Source organism: Haloferax sp. AS1 (genome assembly GCF_014530665.1).
Classification (GTDB): domain Archaea; phylum Halobacteriota; class Halobacteria; order Halobacteriales; family Haloferacaceae; genus Haloferax; species Haloferax volcanii.
The window spans coordinates 843,801-857,230 of the sequence record NZ_SPSA01000001.1 but is presented as its reverse complement, the minus strand read 5'-3'; the positions used below and the strand labels follow the sequence as shown (position 1 = coordinate 857,230).

Annotated in this window: 18 protein-coding genes; 13 read left to right on the top strand and 5 right to left on the bottom strand. The window is 66.9% G+C overall.

The window, feature by feature from the left end; all coding sequences use genetic code 11:
* The first annotated feature begins 11 nt into the window (after positions 1–11).
* Genes E4P24_RS04655 through E4P24_RS04645 form a run of 3 tightly spaced genes read left to right on the top strand, consistent with a single transcriptional unit; the run spans position 12 to position 1,298 of the window.
* Positions 12–197 (top strand): hypothetical protein, encoded by a 186-nt coding sequence (locus E4P24_RS04655; protein WP_004064305.1) that lies wholly within the window; start codon positions 12–14, stop codon positions 195–197.
* A gap of 48 nt (positions 198–245) precedes the next feature.
* Positions 246–833 (top strand): hypothetical protein, encoded by a 588-nt coding sequence (locus E4P24_RS04650; protein ID WP_115802309.1) that lies wholly within the window; start codon positions 246–248, stop codon positions 831–833.
* A 27-nt stretch (positions 834–860) separates the two neighbouring features.
* Positions 861–1,298 (top strand): hypothetical protein, encoded by a 438-nt coding sequence (locus tag E4P24_RS04645; protein ID WP_115802308.1) that lies wholly within the window; start codon positions 861–863, stop codon positions 1,296–1,298.
* 51 nt (positions 1,299–1,349) lie between these two features.
* Here E4P24_RS04645 and rad50 read toward each other — a convergent pair whose 3' ends face one another.
* Together rad50 and mre11 are read right to left on the bottom strand one after the other, a co-directional pair.
* Complete coding sequence (gene rad50 / locus E4P24_RS04640) at positions 1,350–4,031, bottom strand: DNA double-strand break repair ATPase Rad50 (protein ID WP_188148179.1); 2,682 nt, start codon at positions 4,029–4,031, stop codon at positions 1,350–1,352.
* Positions 4,028–5,353 carry a DNA double-strand break repair protein Mre11 gene (mre11, locus tag E4P24_RS04635; RefSeq protein ID WP_115891331.1) on the bottom strand — a complete coding sequence of 442 codons (1,326 nt, stop codon included), beginning with the start codon at positions 5,351–5,353 and terminating at the stop codon, positions 4,028–4,030. The genes rad50 and mre11 overlap by 4 nt, the downstream gene beginning before the upstream one ends.
* On the opposite strand from mre11, the gene E4P24_RS04630 reads away from it, so the two are divergent.
* Positions 5,347–5,793: a hypothetical protein gene (locus tag E4P24_RS04630; RefSeq protein ID WP_223173887.1), complete on the top strand. Its 447-nt coding sequence runs from the start codon at positions 5,347–5,349 to the stop codon at positions 5,791–5,793. The two genes, mre11 and E4P24_RS04630, sit on opposite strands and share 7 nt — an antisense overlap.
* On the opposite strand, the gene E4P24_RS04625 is transcribed toward E4P24_RS04630, so the two are convergent.
* Positions 5,790–6,059 carry a helix-turn-helix domain-containing protein gene (locus E4P24_RS04625; protein WP_188148178.1) on the bottom strand — a complete coding sequence of 90 codons (270 nt, stop codon included), beginning with the start codon at positions 6,057–6,059 and terminating at the stop codon, positions 5,790–5,792. The genes E4P24_RS04630 and E4P24_RS04625 overlap by 4 nt on opposite strands.
* A gap of 171 nt (positions 6,060–6,230) precedes the next feature.
* On the opposite strand from E4P24_RS04625, the gene E4P24_RS04620 reads away from it, so the two are divergent.
* Positions 6,231–7,448 (top strand): proteasome-activating nucleotidase, encoded by a 1,218-nt coding sequence (locus tag E4P24_RS04620; RefSeq protein WP_004064311.1) that lies wholly within the window; start codon positions 6,231–6,233, stop codon positions 7,446–7,448.
* A 79-nt stretch (positions 7,449–7,527) separates the two neighbouring features.
* On the opposite strand, the gene E4P24_RS19150 is transcribed toward E4P24_RS04620, so the two are convergent.
* The gene (locus E4P24_RS19150; protein WP_013035235.1) at positions 7,528–7,662 is read right to left on the bottom strand and encodes a hypothetical protein; all 135 of its coding nucleotides are present in this window, start codon (positions 7,660–7,662) and stop codon (positions 7,528–7,530) included.
* A gap of 112 nt (positions 7,663–7,774) precedes the next feature.
* Here E4P24_RS19150 and nth point away from each other — a divergent pair, with 112 nt between their 5' ends.
* A complete protein-coding gene (nth, locus tag E4P24_RS04615; RefSeq protein WP_004044089.1) occupies positions 7,775–8,458 on the top strand; it encodes an endonuclease III in 684 nt (227 codons plus the stop codon).
* On the opposite strand, the gene E4P24_RS04610 is transcribed toward nth, so the two are convergent.
* Complete coding sequence (locus E4P24_RS04610; RefSeq protein WP_004064312.1) at positions 8,459–8,941, bottom strand: hypothetical protein; 483 nt, start codon at positions 8,939–8,941, stop codon at positions 8,459–8,461.
* Between the two features lie 241 nt (positions 8,942–9,182).
* Between E4P24_RS04610 and E4P24_RS04605 the strand changes: the two genes are divergently transcribed.
* From E4P24_RS04605 to E4P24_RS04575, 7 genes are all read left to right on the top strand, one after another.
* The gene (locus tag E4P24_RS04605; protein ID WP_004064313.1) at positions 9,183–10,013 is read left to right on the top strand and encodes a hypothetical protein; all 831 of its coding nucleotides are present in this window, start codon (positions 9,183–9,185) and stop codon (positions 10,011–10,013) included.
* Positions 10,014–10,098: 85 nt separating this feature from the next.
* Positions 10,099–10,737: a halocyanin domain-containing protein gene (locus E4P24_RS04600; protein ID WP_188148177.1), complete on the top strand. Its 639-nt coding sequence runs from the start codon at positions 10,099–10,101 to the stop codon at positions 10,735–10,737.
* A complete protein-coding gene (locus tag E4P24_RS04595; RefSeq protein WP_004064315.1) occupies positions 10,737–11,126 on the top strand; it encodes a hypothetical protein in 390 nt (129 codons plus the stop codon). Before E4P24_RS04600 ends, E4P24_RS04595 begins: the two co-directional genes overlap by 1 nt.
* 3 nt (positions 11,127–11,129) lie before the next feature.
* Positions 11,130–11,924 carry a cytochrome bc complex cytochrome b subunit gene (locus tag E4P24_RS04590; protein WP_004044094.1) on the top strand — a complete coding sequence of 265 codons (795 nt, stop codon included), beginning with the start codon at positions 11,130–11,132 and terminating at the stop codon, positions 11,922–11,924.
* 10 nt (positions 11,925–11,934) lie between these two features.
* Entirely contained in the window at positions 11,935–12,699 is a 765-nt protein-coding gene (locus E4P24_RS04585) for a cytochrome bc complex cytochrome b subunit (RefSeq protein ID WP_004044095.1), read from the top strand.
* 39 nt (positions 12,700–12,738) lie between these two features.
* On the top strand, positions 12,739–13,128 hold the full coding sequence (locus E4P24_RS04580) for a hypothetical protein (RefSeq protein WP_004044096.1): 390 nt from the start codon (positions 12,739–12,741) through the stop codon (positions 13,126–13,128).
* Positions 13,121–13,402, top strand: a complete 282-nt coding sequence (locus tag E4P24_RS04575; protein WP_004044097.1) for a hypothetical protein — start codon at positions 13,121–13,123, stop codon at positions 13,400–13,402. The genes E4P24_RS04580 and E4P24_RS04575 overlap by 8 nt, the downstream gene beginning before the upstream one ends.
* The last annotated feature ends 28 nt before the right edge of the window (positions 13,403–13,430 follow it).

Below are 13,430 nucleotides of genomic sequence, written 5' to 3'. Positions count from 1 at the left end.
TGTCACACGATATGACCGACCACGCAACTCCGGAGCGGTGGGATGGCACGATCGACGGCGACGGACCGACTGGTCCGACGGGAGCCGAGACGGTCGAATCCTACGATATCGACGGTGGCGTGGTGTTCTACGACGCGGAGAACCCACTCGCGTGGGTCGAGGCCTCGAGTTCGATTCGCCTCGACGACTGCGCCTGACTCGGCCGAAACGGACACTTTTTCTCGGCACGGCGTCTCGACGCGAGCGTGACGGACGACGAGCGACGCGAGGGAACAGCCACGGACGCGGCCGACGAAGACGACGACGCGGAGCGTCCGTCGGCGGACATGGCCTCGGAGATCGACCCCGAAAAGCGGTGGGGCGACCCCGAGGCCCGCTGGGACCCGGAAACCCGCTGGGGGAACCCCGAAAAGGACCTCCCGACGATTCCCCGCGTCGGCATCCCCGGTGAGGACGCCGGCGACGACGGCGACTCCAACGGCGACGGCGGCGACGACGCGCCGGAGTTCTCGCCCGACGTGAATCCCGAGGCCGCCCGGCTGTTCTGGGCGAGCGTCGTGCTCGCGAACGTCGGCCTCGCGGGACTCACGGTGGGGCCGATGCTCGTCTACTTCCGCGGCGATACGCTCCTCGGCGGCGGCCTGTTTCTGTTCGGCGCGGTCGTGCTCGTCCGCGTCCACTCCATCTACCGAGAGTTCAAGCGAGGGGAGTGGCGGGACGACGACGGCGACGACAGCGACGGCGATGACGCGGACGACGGCGACTCAGCCGAGAGCGACGACGCGTCGGGAACTGATGACGAACGCGAAGACGCCCCCGAGCGCAACCGCTAACAGTCGCCGCGCCCTTCGCCGGGACGTATGCGAACCGTCCGCGGACCCGACGGCCGGACGTATCTCCTCGTCAAGCAGTCGAGCGACGCCAGCCGCGTCCGCGACCCGGAGACCGGCGAGGAGCGGCACCTGCCGAACGACGACCTCGAAGCCGTGAGCGGCGAGTCCCCGCTCGAAACCGCCGCGCGCGCCGTCCCCGAACCGGTCCGCCGAATCCTCGTCGCGGTCCCGACCGAGCGCGGACTGGGCCTGCTCGTCGACCTCGTCGACCGCGGGCCGCTCCCCGTGGTCGACCTCCTCGGAGCCTACGACCTCTGCGAGAGCGACCTCCACGGTCTCTTAACCGAGTTCCGGGCCGCCGGCCTCGTCGTCGAGGCCACGGTCTACGGGGAGCGCGGCTACGAGGCGACCGATGCCGCGAAAGAGGGAGTCGAATTACTGCGGGCGAACGGCGCACGCGAGTAGGCTATCGCGGCGGAGCCGACCGCCCTCCTACCGCGGCGGAGCCGACCGCCCTCAGTCGTCCGCGAGCGCGCCTTCGACTATCGGCGCGTCGGTCCGCTCGACCGTCGAGCGGTTCGTCGTCGGGTTCTTCTCCACGCGGACGAGGTCGTCGGCCGCGCCGACCAGGTCTTCGTCGTGGCTGACGATGAGAATCTGCTTGACGCCGCGGCTCTGCATGTCCTCGACGAGGTCGACCAGCCGCGAGACGTGGCCGCCGTCGAGGAACACCGTCGGCTCGTCGAGGATGAGCGGCGGGAGCGGGGCCGCGCCGTCGATGCCCTCGGCGAGGAGTCGGTAGATTGCACACCTGAGGCTGAGGTTGAACAGGGCGCGCTCGCCGCCCGAGAGCTGTTCGGGTTCGAGCGCGGTGCCGTCCTTCTGGAACACCGTCAAGCCGTACTCGCCGTCGAGTCGGATGCGCGAGTAGGCGTCGTTGGCGTAGACGAGGTCGAACGTCTCGTTGAGCATCCGTTCGAGCACCTCGACGTTGCGCTGTCGAAGCTCCGCCCGGAGGTCGCCGTAGGTCGATTCGAGCGTCGAGACCTCGTCGTGGACCGATTCGAGGGCGTCCACGCGCTCGGCGAGGTGGTCGCGGCGCTCTCGGAGGTCGTCCAACTGTTCGAGTTCGGCCTCGACGCCGCCGACGCGGCTCTGGAGGTCATCGCGCTTCTCACGCAACTCGGGAAGCACCTCGTCTTCGACCCGTTCGAGGTACGCCGCGGCGTTTTTCTTGCGCTGTTTCGCCCCCTCGACCGCCTCCTCGTCGACCGTCTCGCGGAGTTCGTCTCGGCGCTCGCGACGCTCGCGGAGGTGTTCGCGACGCTCGCGGTTCACCTCTGCGAGCGTCTCGCGCTTCTCGCGGAGCCGGTCCCGCGCGTCGATTTTCTCGGCCCGCGTATCGACCAGCGATTCGACGCGGTCGAGCCGGTCGCGCCGGTCGTCGAGGGTGTCGAGGTCCGATTCGAGCGAATCGACCGTCTCCGCGACCTCCTCGGCCCGCTCGGCCTGCGTCGTCGCGGCCTCGCGTTTCTCCTCGGCCTCCGAGTCGAGTTCCGCGGCGGCCTCGCGCTTTTCTTCGGCGGCCTCGCGGCGGTTCTCGACGGTCTCCTCGCGGTCGGCGATGCGTTCGTCCACGAGGTCGAGTCTGTCGCGCCGGGAACTCGCGCGGGTCTCGACCTCGACGAGCGCCTCGGCCGCCTCGACGGCCGCCGAGCGCGACTCGACTGCCGATTCGAGCGATTCGCGGTCGGCCTCCAGCGACTCGACCGCGGCCTCGCGCTCGCTGATGGCGTCGACGTGGGGTGACCCCTCGACCGACTGTCCGCACTCGGGACACTTGCCCGCGTCGCGGAGCCGCTCGGCCTCGGCGAGGCGCTCGCGCGCGTTCTTCAGTTCGGTCTCCGTCTCCGCGAGCGACTCGCGAGCCTCGGAGCGCGCCTCGCGTCGTTCTTCGAGCAGGTCGGCGGCCTCGCCGAGTTCGACGGGGGCGTCCTCGAACCGCGCTTCGGCGTCGTCGAGCGCCGACCGAAGCTCCGCGCGCGTCTCGCGGAACGATTCGAGTTCTCGTTCGGCCTCGGCGGCGGTCTCCGCGTCGGCCTCGGCGGCCTCGCGTTTCTCCTCGGCGCGCGATTCGAGGTCGTCGGCGCGCTCGCGGAGGCGCTCGGCCTGCGTCTCGAAGGCCTGCGCCCGCGTCCGCGCCTCGGAGAGGTCGTCGCGCAGTTCGGATTCGCGCGCCGACAGCGCCTCTCGCGCGTCGGCTATCGCCTCGTCGCTCGCGTCGTCGAGGTCCGCCCGGGCGAGGGCGTCGTCGATGTCGGATTCGAGTTCGTCGGCGGCGGCGTCGAATTCCCGGACGCGCTCCGAGAGGTCGTCGCGCTTCGTCTCGTCGGCGGAGATTTTCGCGGTCAGGTCTTCGATGGCCGACTCGATTTCGTCGAGTCGCTCCCGCTTTTCGGCGTGTTTGTCGAGCGTCGCCTCGGCGGCGTCGAGCGCCGACTTCGCCTTGTCGCGCTGGCTCTCGTAGTTCGAAATCTCCTCGTCGAGGGAGTCGAGCTCGGATTCGAGCGCGTTGAGCGTCGCGTGGAGGTCCGCGTCCTCCTTGGCCTCGATTTGGGACTCGACGTCTTCGAGGACGCTCCGCTTTTTCGTCAGCACGTCTTCGACCCCGAGCCGGGCGTTGCCGGCGCGCTCGCGGTACGTTTCGAGCTTTCCGAGTTGCAGGAGGTCGTCAATCATGTCCTGGCGCTGGCTCGGCGTCGCGTTGATGAGCTTGTTGACCTCGCCCTGCTGGACGTACGCGCAGTTCACGAACGCTTCGGCGTCCATCCGCAGGAGCGACGCGACGTGCCGGCGAACGTCGCGCGCGCCTTCGACGGTTCCCTCGGGGCCGTCGAGGACGCACTTGGCGGTGGTCGCGCGGTCGCCGGAGACGCGAACCCGGCGGTCGATGCGGTACTCGCCGCCGTCGTGGACGAATTCGAGCGTGATTTCGGCGTCGTCCGCGCCCGTCGTCACCACGTCTTCGAGCGTCCCCGCGAGCGCCTTCGAGCCGTAGAGCGCGAAGAAACACGCTTCGAGGAGCGACGACTTGCCGCTGCCGTTGACGCCGTGGATGACCGTGACGCCGTCTCGAAGGTCGAGTTCGGCGTCCTCGTAGGGTTTGAAGTTCCGGATGGCGATTCGGGTGAATCTCACGCGAAATCACCCAGCGAACTGTCGCGGCTCGCCGCGGGGTCCGCGGCGGTCTCCGAGTCGGTGTCGGCCGTCGTCTCGGTGTCGGTGTCGGTCGCCGCTTCAGCGGCCGTCTCGGCCGTGTCTTCGACGGCCGCCGCGTCTTCGCCGTCCGCCGCGTCCTCGACGCTCTCCGACTCCTCGGCTTCGGCGTCGCTCTCGCGCTCGGCGGCGACGAAGGCGTCCGGGTCGTCCGAGAGGAGCGATTCGACGCGCTCGCGCACCTCGTCGCGGACGTTCGAGTCGGCGACCTTGCTCGCGCGGACCGTCTCGTCCACGTCGAGGGCGGCGCTCGACAGGCCCATCTCGCGGACCCGCTCGCGCACCGCGTCGTCGGGGTCGGCGAAGGTCACGTCGGTCGCCAAGTCGCCGTCGTCGTCGATGTCGCGCTTGTCGTTGACGCGGGCGACGAGCGCGCCTTCCTCGACGGCGAACGACTCGACCGCCGCGGGCGTGACGGTCTCGCCCTCGCCCCGCAGTTCGACGATGACGACCGCGTCTTCGAGGTCGAACTCGCGGACGCGCTGGCGGACGCGCTCGATACCCTCGTCGCCGGCGAGGTCGACCTCGACGAACGCGAACGGGCGCGTTTCGAGGGTTCGCCGGCGGATGTCGACCGCGTCGGGCGTGAACTCGACGAGGTTGTACCCTCGGGGGTCGCGCTCGCTCGCGCTCGCGCGCTCGGTCGAGCCGCAGTAGGTCACCCACGTCCCGTCGAGTTCGGCGGTGTCGGGGACGTGGTTGTCGCCGAGGAGGACCGCGTCGAAGTCGACGTTCGACTCGGCGAGGACGGTTTCGGTCTCCCAGTCGGCGTGCGCGAAGGGCGTGAACAGCCCGTGGGCGACGAGCACCGCGCGGTCGGCGTCGACGGAGTCGAACTGGTAGTCGAGTTCGTCGCGTCGGGAGCGCGGCACGTGGTCGAGGCCGTAGAACGCCACGTCGCCGACGACGTGGGGGTCGCGCCCCAGTCTCGTCGCCAGTCCGAGGCGCTCGAAGAGGTCGAGCCACTGCCCGCCGCGGGTCGACTCGTGGTTGCCGACGATGGCGAGGAAGGGAATCCCGGCGTCGTCGAGGCGGCGGAGCGCGGCGAGCGTCCCGAGGAGGTCCGGGAGTTCGGGACGGCGGTCGTGGTAGAGGTCGCCCGCGTGGACGACGGCGTCCACGTCCCCGTCGAGCGCGTCCGCGACGACCCGTTCGAAGGCGTCGAGGAAGTCCTGGCGGCGCTCCGGCGAGTGGTACTGCTGATACCCGATGTGGGTGTCGCCGGTGTGTATCACCCGTGTCATCTATCACTCGGTTCGCCACCGCCGCTGAAAACGGTTGTGCGACCGGAGCGGAAGTGGTCGGCGTCCCGCGGTCGCCCCTCGGCGGCGCGAGAACTCCGGTTCGGAGCCTCGGCTGCGCCGGCGTCCGCGAGCGCGACGTGGAGTCGGTCGAGGTCCGCGAGGAGCGACCGCCCGCGACGCGCGCAGTCGTGGTGTCCGCGTCGGGCGGCCTCACCGACCGCTCGGCGGAGCGTCAGTTCACCGCCGTCGGAGAGAAAGCGGGCGGCAGCGGAAAGCGATTGGAAGGCGTCACGCGCCTCGGCGACGACTGCGGCGGGCGGGCGCGACTCGGGTCGGTCGCCGGTATCGGCGTCAGCGTCGGCGAGCGCGGAGAGAGCGCGGCCGACGTCGTCGGGAGCGGGCGAAGACATACGACGACGTGGCCGCGCGTTCGGATTTAAATGTTGAGCGTGTAGAGCCGCTTGCGCGCGTCGGAGAACGAAAACCGGGAGTCGACCGCGCCCTCGTCTTCCAGCCGGGAGAGCGCGTAGCGGACGGTTCGCGGGGGCAGAAGCGACTCCTCGGCGATTTGGCTCTGGGTGAGCGTGTCCTCGTAGTCGAGAATCTTCGCGACCAACTTGGCGCTCGGGGGCATGTCCCGAACCGACGCCCAGCGGTCGTCTGCGTCGGGTTCGGACTCGCGTTCGACTGCTTCCCTAGTGCTCATCGTACGATACACCAAGCAATGCTATTAGATAATATTTGCTATCCAGATTTATTACTGATGGAAATTTGTGTGACACGCGTCAGACTCGTCATCCGGGCGGCAGACGCCCCCTAGGCGGCGAATCCCTCACACACCCGAAGCCTCTTATGAACCTGCACCCTATGCCGGATGATGACCGATACTGTGGACGACGTCGATCTCCCCTACGATAAGGACTCGGCGTCGCAGCAGGAGAAGATCACCGCCCTTCAAGAGCGGCTCGAAGTTCTCGAAACGCAGAACGAGGAGATGCGCGACAAGCTCCTCGACACGAACGCCGAGAACAACAAGTATCAACAGAAGCTCGAGCGCCTTACCCACGAGAACAAGAAGCTCAAGCAGTCGCCGCTCTTCGTTGCGACGGTTCAGGAAATCACCGACGAGGGGGTCATCATCAAGCAGCACGGTAACAACCAAGAGGCCCTCACCGAAGTGACCGACGAGATGCGCGAAGAGCTCGAACCCGACGCGCGCGTCGCCGTGAACAACTCTCTCTCCATCGTCAAGCGACTCGACAAGGAGACGGACGTCCGGGCGCGCGTGATGCAGGTCGAACACAGCCCCGACGTGACCTACGAGGACATCGGCGGCCTCGAAGAGCAGATGCAGGAGGTCCGCGAGACGGTCGAGATGCCGCTCGACCGCCCCGAGATGTTCGCTGAGGTCGGCATCGACCCGCCGTCGGGCGTGCTCCTCTACGGCCCGCCGGGCACCGGGAAGACGATGCTCGCGAAGGCCGTCGCCAACCAGACGAACGCCTCGTTCATCAAGATGGCTGGCTCCGAGCTGGTGCACAAGTTCATCGGCGAGGGCGCGAAGCTCGTCCGCGACCTGTTCGAAGTCGCCCGCGAGAACGAACCCGCCGTCATCTTCATCGACGAGATAGACGCCATCGCCTCGAAGCGCACGGACTCGAAGACCTCCGGCGACGCGGAGGTCCAGCGCACGATGATGCAGTTACTCGCCGAGATGGACGGCTTCGACGAGCGCGGCAACATCCGCATCATCGCGGCGACCAACCGCTTCGACATGCTCGACCCCGCGATTCTCCGCCCCGGTCGGTTCGACCGCCTCATCGAGGTGCCCAAGCCGAACGAGGACGGCCGCGAGATAATCTTCCAGATTCACACCCGGAAGATGAACGTCTCCGACGACGTGGACTTCGTCGAACTCGCCGAGATGGCCGACAACGCCTCCGGTGCCGACATCAAGGCCGTCTGTACGGAAGCCGGGATGTTCGCCATCCGCGACGACCGCACGGAGATATTCATGCAGGACTTCGTCGACGCCTGGGAGAAGATTCAGCAGGAAGCCTCGGACGAGACCGAAGTCTCCCGCGCGTTCGCGTAACCGACGCGAGCCGCGGTTCGCTCCGTTTCGGACCGTGTCCTTCGATTTCGTTTTTCGCGCGACGCCGACCGTCGAGTGACTACGCCGCGAACGCGACGTACGGCAGGACGAACAGCGCGAGGAACATCGCCGTGAGGATGAGCCCGTAGCCGCCGAGCGTCGCGGCCGCGGTCAGCCACGATTCGCGTCGGCCGGGGAGTTCGAGCGCGGACATACTCGGTCGGTCGCGGTCGTGAATCATAAATCGTCTGGGTTCGGCTCCGACGACCGCCGCGGCGACCACCGGAACCCGAACGACTGAAACCGACCGGGTCGCACCCACAGGTATGGGCACGCCACTCGAAAGCCGCGAGGCGCAGGCCGAGGAGGTCCTCGACCGACTGTACGAGGAGTACCCCGACACCACCATCTCGCTTTCCTACTCGAACCGCCTCGAACTGCTCATCGCCGTCATGCTCTCGGCGCAGTGTACCGACGAGCGCGTCAACAAGGTCACCGCGGAACTGTTCGAGAAGTACGACGACGCCGCGGACTACGCCGCCGCCGACCAAGAGGAGCTGGCCGACGACATCAGCTCTATCACCTACTACAACAACAAGGCGAAGTACATCCGCTCCGCCTGCGCGGACATCATCGAGAAACACGACGGCGAGGTTCCGGACACCATGTCCGCGCTGACCGACCTCGCCGGCGTCGGCCGGAAGACCGCGAACGTCGTCCTCCAGCACGGCCACGACATCGTCGAGGGCATCGTCGTCGACACCCACGTCCAGCGGCTCTCGCGCCGCCTCGGCCTGACAGAGGAGGAGTACCCCGAGCGAATCGAGGAGGACCTGATGCCGGTCGTCCCCGAGCGAGACTGGCAGCAGTTCACGCACCTGTTCATCAGCCACGGGCGGGCCGTCTGCGACGCGCGCAACCCGGACTGCGACGCGTGCGTGCTCGAAGACCTCTGTCCCTCGTCGAAGCGCGACCACGACGTCGACCTCGCCAGCGGCGAGGCGTGGTAATCAGCCGAACACGTAGCCGCTCAGGTAGCGGTAGATGCCGAGCACCCACGCGAGAATCCAGAAGACGACGTAGCCGAAGACGCCGACGCGGAGGCGGCCGCGCCACGCGCCCATGTTCTCGTGGAGGTCGTCGAGCGACACGTCTTGGTCGGGGTCGCGGTAGAGGTCGGCCTCCCACTTGGCCTGGAAGATTCGGACGATGCCCGTGAGCGCGAAGACGAGCATCGCGTACGCTTGCAGGCCGAGAATCGCGTGCAGGGCGCTGAGGCCGTTGAGTTGCTGAAAGAGCCGCGGGAGCATCCACGTGACGACCGGGACCGTGTTCAACACGAGGCCGGGGAAGATGATTTTGAGGTGGTAGACGAGCACGTCCCACGACACCGTCTCGGCGTCTATCATTATCCACGCGCCGTAGAGGTAAAACGGAAAGCTGGCCGTGACGGTAATCGCGGCGAGCGTGGCAAAGGTCGTCTCGTCTGCCATCGCACGGCGTTAGGACCCGGGCGGCCTAAAGGGACCGATGCGCGGCGTCCCGTTCGAGCGCTAGACCACGCGGCGGCCCCCGAACGTCGGCCGCGACGCCCCAGATTCGAGTCCCGAACCACGCTTTCGAGCGCCGGACCAACCCCGGCGGCGTGCTTCGGGGCGTCGCGCGGCGAGTCGCCCGCGACGAACGCGCTCGGGGTCGGAACACGTTTACCGGCGTGGACCCTACTCCGGGCCGATGTCAGACTCGTCTTCCGCCCCGGCCGACGACGGCTCGTCACCGGACGCGGACGCCGACGCCGCGATGTCCGACGCGGAGCTCGCGGCCCTCCGCGAGGAGGTCGAAGCCAAGTACGACTTCGAGAACTTCGGCCCGGCCGACATGGCGAAGATGACGCCCGAGGAGTGGGACGCCGCGTTCGACCCCGACTCGTGGATCGTCGGCGAGGAGCTGCTCGACCGGGTCGAACAGGAACTCCGCTACCGCGTCGCGATTCGCGAGGTGTTCGCCGTCCTCGAACGCGTGACCGAAGACGGCGAGCCGCGGATTCTCGCGTACTCCGACGAGGGCTACGCCGTCGTCTACCCCGACGGGAGCGTCGAAGGCGAAGGGACCGTCCTCCGCGACGTGAAACCGACCGTCGCGCTCTGTTCGATGGAGGACTTCGAGGTGAACGACGCGCCCGAGACCGTCAGGCTCCCCGAGCCCGACGAGGTCGCACAGGGGACCGGCGACTTCGGCAATCGGATGCTCCAAATCGTCGCGTTCGGCCAGTTGCTCGGCGGATTCGCGCTCATCGGGGCGTGGCTCGTCCTCCCCGACCTCGAGTCGATTATCGCGCCCTTGGCCGGCCTGGGCTTTCTCGTCATCGGCTGTTTCCTCTTCGTCGTCGTGGCCAACGCCCGGCTCTCGGACCGCTTCCGCGCCGAGGAGTACCGGGATAGGCTCCGCGTCATGGGTCTCGAAGGCGGGTCGCGTCCCGAGTTCGTGCCCGCGTTCGACGGGGACGAAACCGCCGCGCCGTTGATCGAGGCCCCCGAGGGAGACGCCCACAGTTCTGAGGGCTGAACCCGGCCCGAACCCACCTCGTAAACCACCTCCGTGACGGCATAGTCGGTGGGTTTAAGCGCGTCCCATCCTGACGAACGACCGTATGAAAAGGCGGGAGTTTCTCCGAACGGCTGGCGGTGCGACAGCCGCCGCGACCGCTGCCGCCGGGACCGCTGCTGCGCAGGAAGGCGGCGGTGGAGCGCAGGTTCAGCCCGACTTCGGTGGCTACCTCGACGGCATCGACGGAGGGTACGAAGACCTCCGCGGCCAAAGCGAGGTCACTATCGAGGTCGGCGCGTCCGGCAACGGCGGGAACCTGGCGTTCGCACCGGCTGGCATCTGGATCGACCCCGGCACGACCGTGACGTGGGAGTGGACCGGCGAAGGCGGCGGACACAACGTCGTCGCGAGCGAGGGTGCGTCGCTCGACTCCGGCGCGTCCGTCTCCGAGGCCGGAAACACCTACGAGTTCACGTTCGAGAACGGTGGCATCACGAGGTACCACTGCGTGCCCCACGAGGCGCTCGGCATGCTCGGGGCGGTCGCCGTCGGCGACGACGTGGCGACTATCAGCACCGGCGGTGGCGGCGAGAAGGAACTGCACGAACTCGGCGTCCCGATTCAGGCCCACTGGGTCGGGTCGGCGACGATTCTCGGCATCCTCGTCACCATCATCTACACGTTCTTCATCTTGAAGTACGGCGAGTCCCCAAATACGGGTAACACCGGAGGTGGCGAATAATGTCTTCGACCGGCAGCACATACGGTGACATTCACCGATACGAACCGGCGCGAGAGAGCACCGCCGCGGCCATCGCAATCGTCCTCCTGACGGTCATCGAGGTCGTGTTCGTGTTCCTCTTCACGTACGGCTTCGTCTCGGGCTGGGGACTGACCGACACGGGGAACATGTTCCTCGGCGGCATCCTCGCCGTCATCTTCGTGGACCTCGCGTTCATCCTCGCGCTGTACCGCAAGGAGTTCCTCCCCGACGTGATGATCGTCAAAAAGCGGCGTCGCAAGTGGGAGGACCTCTACGTCCGCGAGGAGGACGTCGACGGTGTTACCGTCAGCAGCGATGACGCGTGGGAACAGGTCAAGCGCGCGGTGTACCCCTACTACAAGCGATAAACAATGAGTCTCGAACGCAAAGACGACTACGACCACAAGGCCTGGATGAAAAAGAAGGACCTCACTCCGGTCGAGGCCACCTTCCTCACCACGCTCATCTGGCTGGATAAGCGACTCCGCATCGTCGATTATCTAGAGCTTCTGGAGACGCTCTACTACCGAGTCAACCTCCAGATGCCGAAGAGCCACACCGAGCAGTACAACCTCGACAACAAGTTCTGGTACTGGTACCCCCTGTACACACTGGGCTTGTTCTCGACGCTCGCGTACGTCGTCGCGGCGATAAGCGGGGCCCTTCTCGGGTTCTACTACTCCCCCGCGACGACCGGCGACCCGACCACGGCCTACAACAGTATCGAGTTCATCATGCGCGACCTGCAGTTCGGCTTCATGCTCCGCTCCGTCCACCGCTGGGCGGCGCAGGTCATGGTCGCGGCCGTGTTCCTGCACATGCTCCGTGTCTACTTCACGGGGTCGTACAAGGAACCCCGCGAGCTGAACTGGCTCCTCGGCATCGTCCTCATCAGTCTGACGATGGTGTTCGGGTACACCGGATACCTCCTGCCGTGGGACCAGCTCGCGTTCTGGGCCGGGCAGATCGGCGTCGAGATGGCGCTGTCGGTCCCGCTCGCCGGCGAGTGGGTCGCACAGCTCCTGTTCGGTGGCTTCTCGCTGGGCCAGTCGACGTTACAGCGTATGTACATCATTCACGTGTTCCTGCTCCCGTTCGTCGTGACGACGCTCATCGCGATCCACATCGGTATCGTGTGGGTGCAGGGCATCGCGGAGCCGCACTGAGGTGACAACTATGAGCGACAACGAACCCGAAAACGAGGAGATTCGATCCGACGGCGCGGGCATCGTGGCCCCGGACGACGAGACGCCGACATGGAGCGAGCGCAAGGCTCGCAAGACCGGCCTCTCTCGGCTCACCTACGAGTACTTCGAGCGCGCACGTCGCGAAGACCAGGACCTCCGCACGGAGTCCGACTACGTCGAACGCGACGTGCTCGCGTTCCCCACGTGGCCTCACGAGACCGTCCGCAACCTCTCTATCGCGTCGTTCTTCGTCGGGATGATTCTGTTCCTCTCGGCGACGATGCCGCCGCACATCGGCGGCCCCGCGAACCCGTCGAGCACGCCGGCGGTCATCCTGCCCGACTGGTATCTCTACTGGTCGTTCGGACTGCTCAAACTCGGTCCGCTCAACCCCGAAATCGCCATTCTGGGCGATCAGATGCTGATGGCCGACCGCACGTACGGCGTGCTGGCCAACGGCGTCGTCGTCGGCTTCATCGCCATCGTGCCCTTCCTCAACAAGGGCTCGGCCCGGCGACCCGTCGAACAGCCGTTTTGGTCCGCAGTCGGCGTCTTCGGCGTGGTGTTCGCATTCACCATCTCGCTGCTGGCCATCAAGAACCTCATGCCCATGAACGTCGACCTGCTGTTCGACCTGACGTTCCTGCTGCCGTTCGTCTTCGGGACCATCACCTACGCGGTGTTGAAGACGATGCGTGAGGGGTATATGTACAACCTCAACCGCCGCTACTACCGGCTTCGCCCGCCGAAATAGAGCGGAACCACTACCAACCGTCCCTTCTTAGCGTTACTGATGACAGATAGCGACGCAACCGGTCGGACCGGCGACAGCGACGGGACGGAGCGCGGACGCCGCGGCCGGCGCGACATCGTCGTTCCAATGCGGCTCTACAAGACGATTACCGTCTTTTCGACGCTCATCGCCGTCGTGGGCGTGGTTCTCGGCTTCGTCTTCCTCGACGCTGCGACGCTACAAGTGAGCGCCCTCCGCGCGGTCGTCGCCGGCGCGCTCGGCGCGCTCGGCATCGGCGTCGCAGACGGGCTACTCAGCACGGCGCTCGCGGTCGTCGGGCTGAGCATCATCGCGTTCGGCGCGGTCGTCTACACGCTCGGCACTCGCTTTCGCGCCCAAGGAATGGGAAAGTCTCAAGAGGACTCCGGCGAAGACTCGAACAATGGCTGACGAATTCATCAAGGGTCTGGGTATCCTGACCGGCTCCGGACTCGCGTGGCTGGTGCTGGCGTCGTGGTACCGGACGACCAGCTTCGAGAGCACCCAACAGCTCATCGCACCGCTGGAGTCCGGTGCGACCGAGGGACTGTTCAACATCATCGGCGTCACCCTGATGGACGTGTTCCTCTGGTTCGCACTCCTCGGCGCGCTCACCTTCTGGGTGCTCATCCCGGCGGGACACCAGATCATGGACGCGCTCCAAGAGCGCCGCAACGCGCAGTAAGCCGACACGACACCGTCTCTGCTCCTCT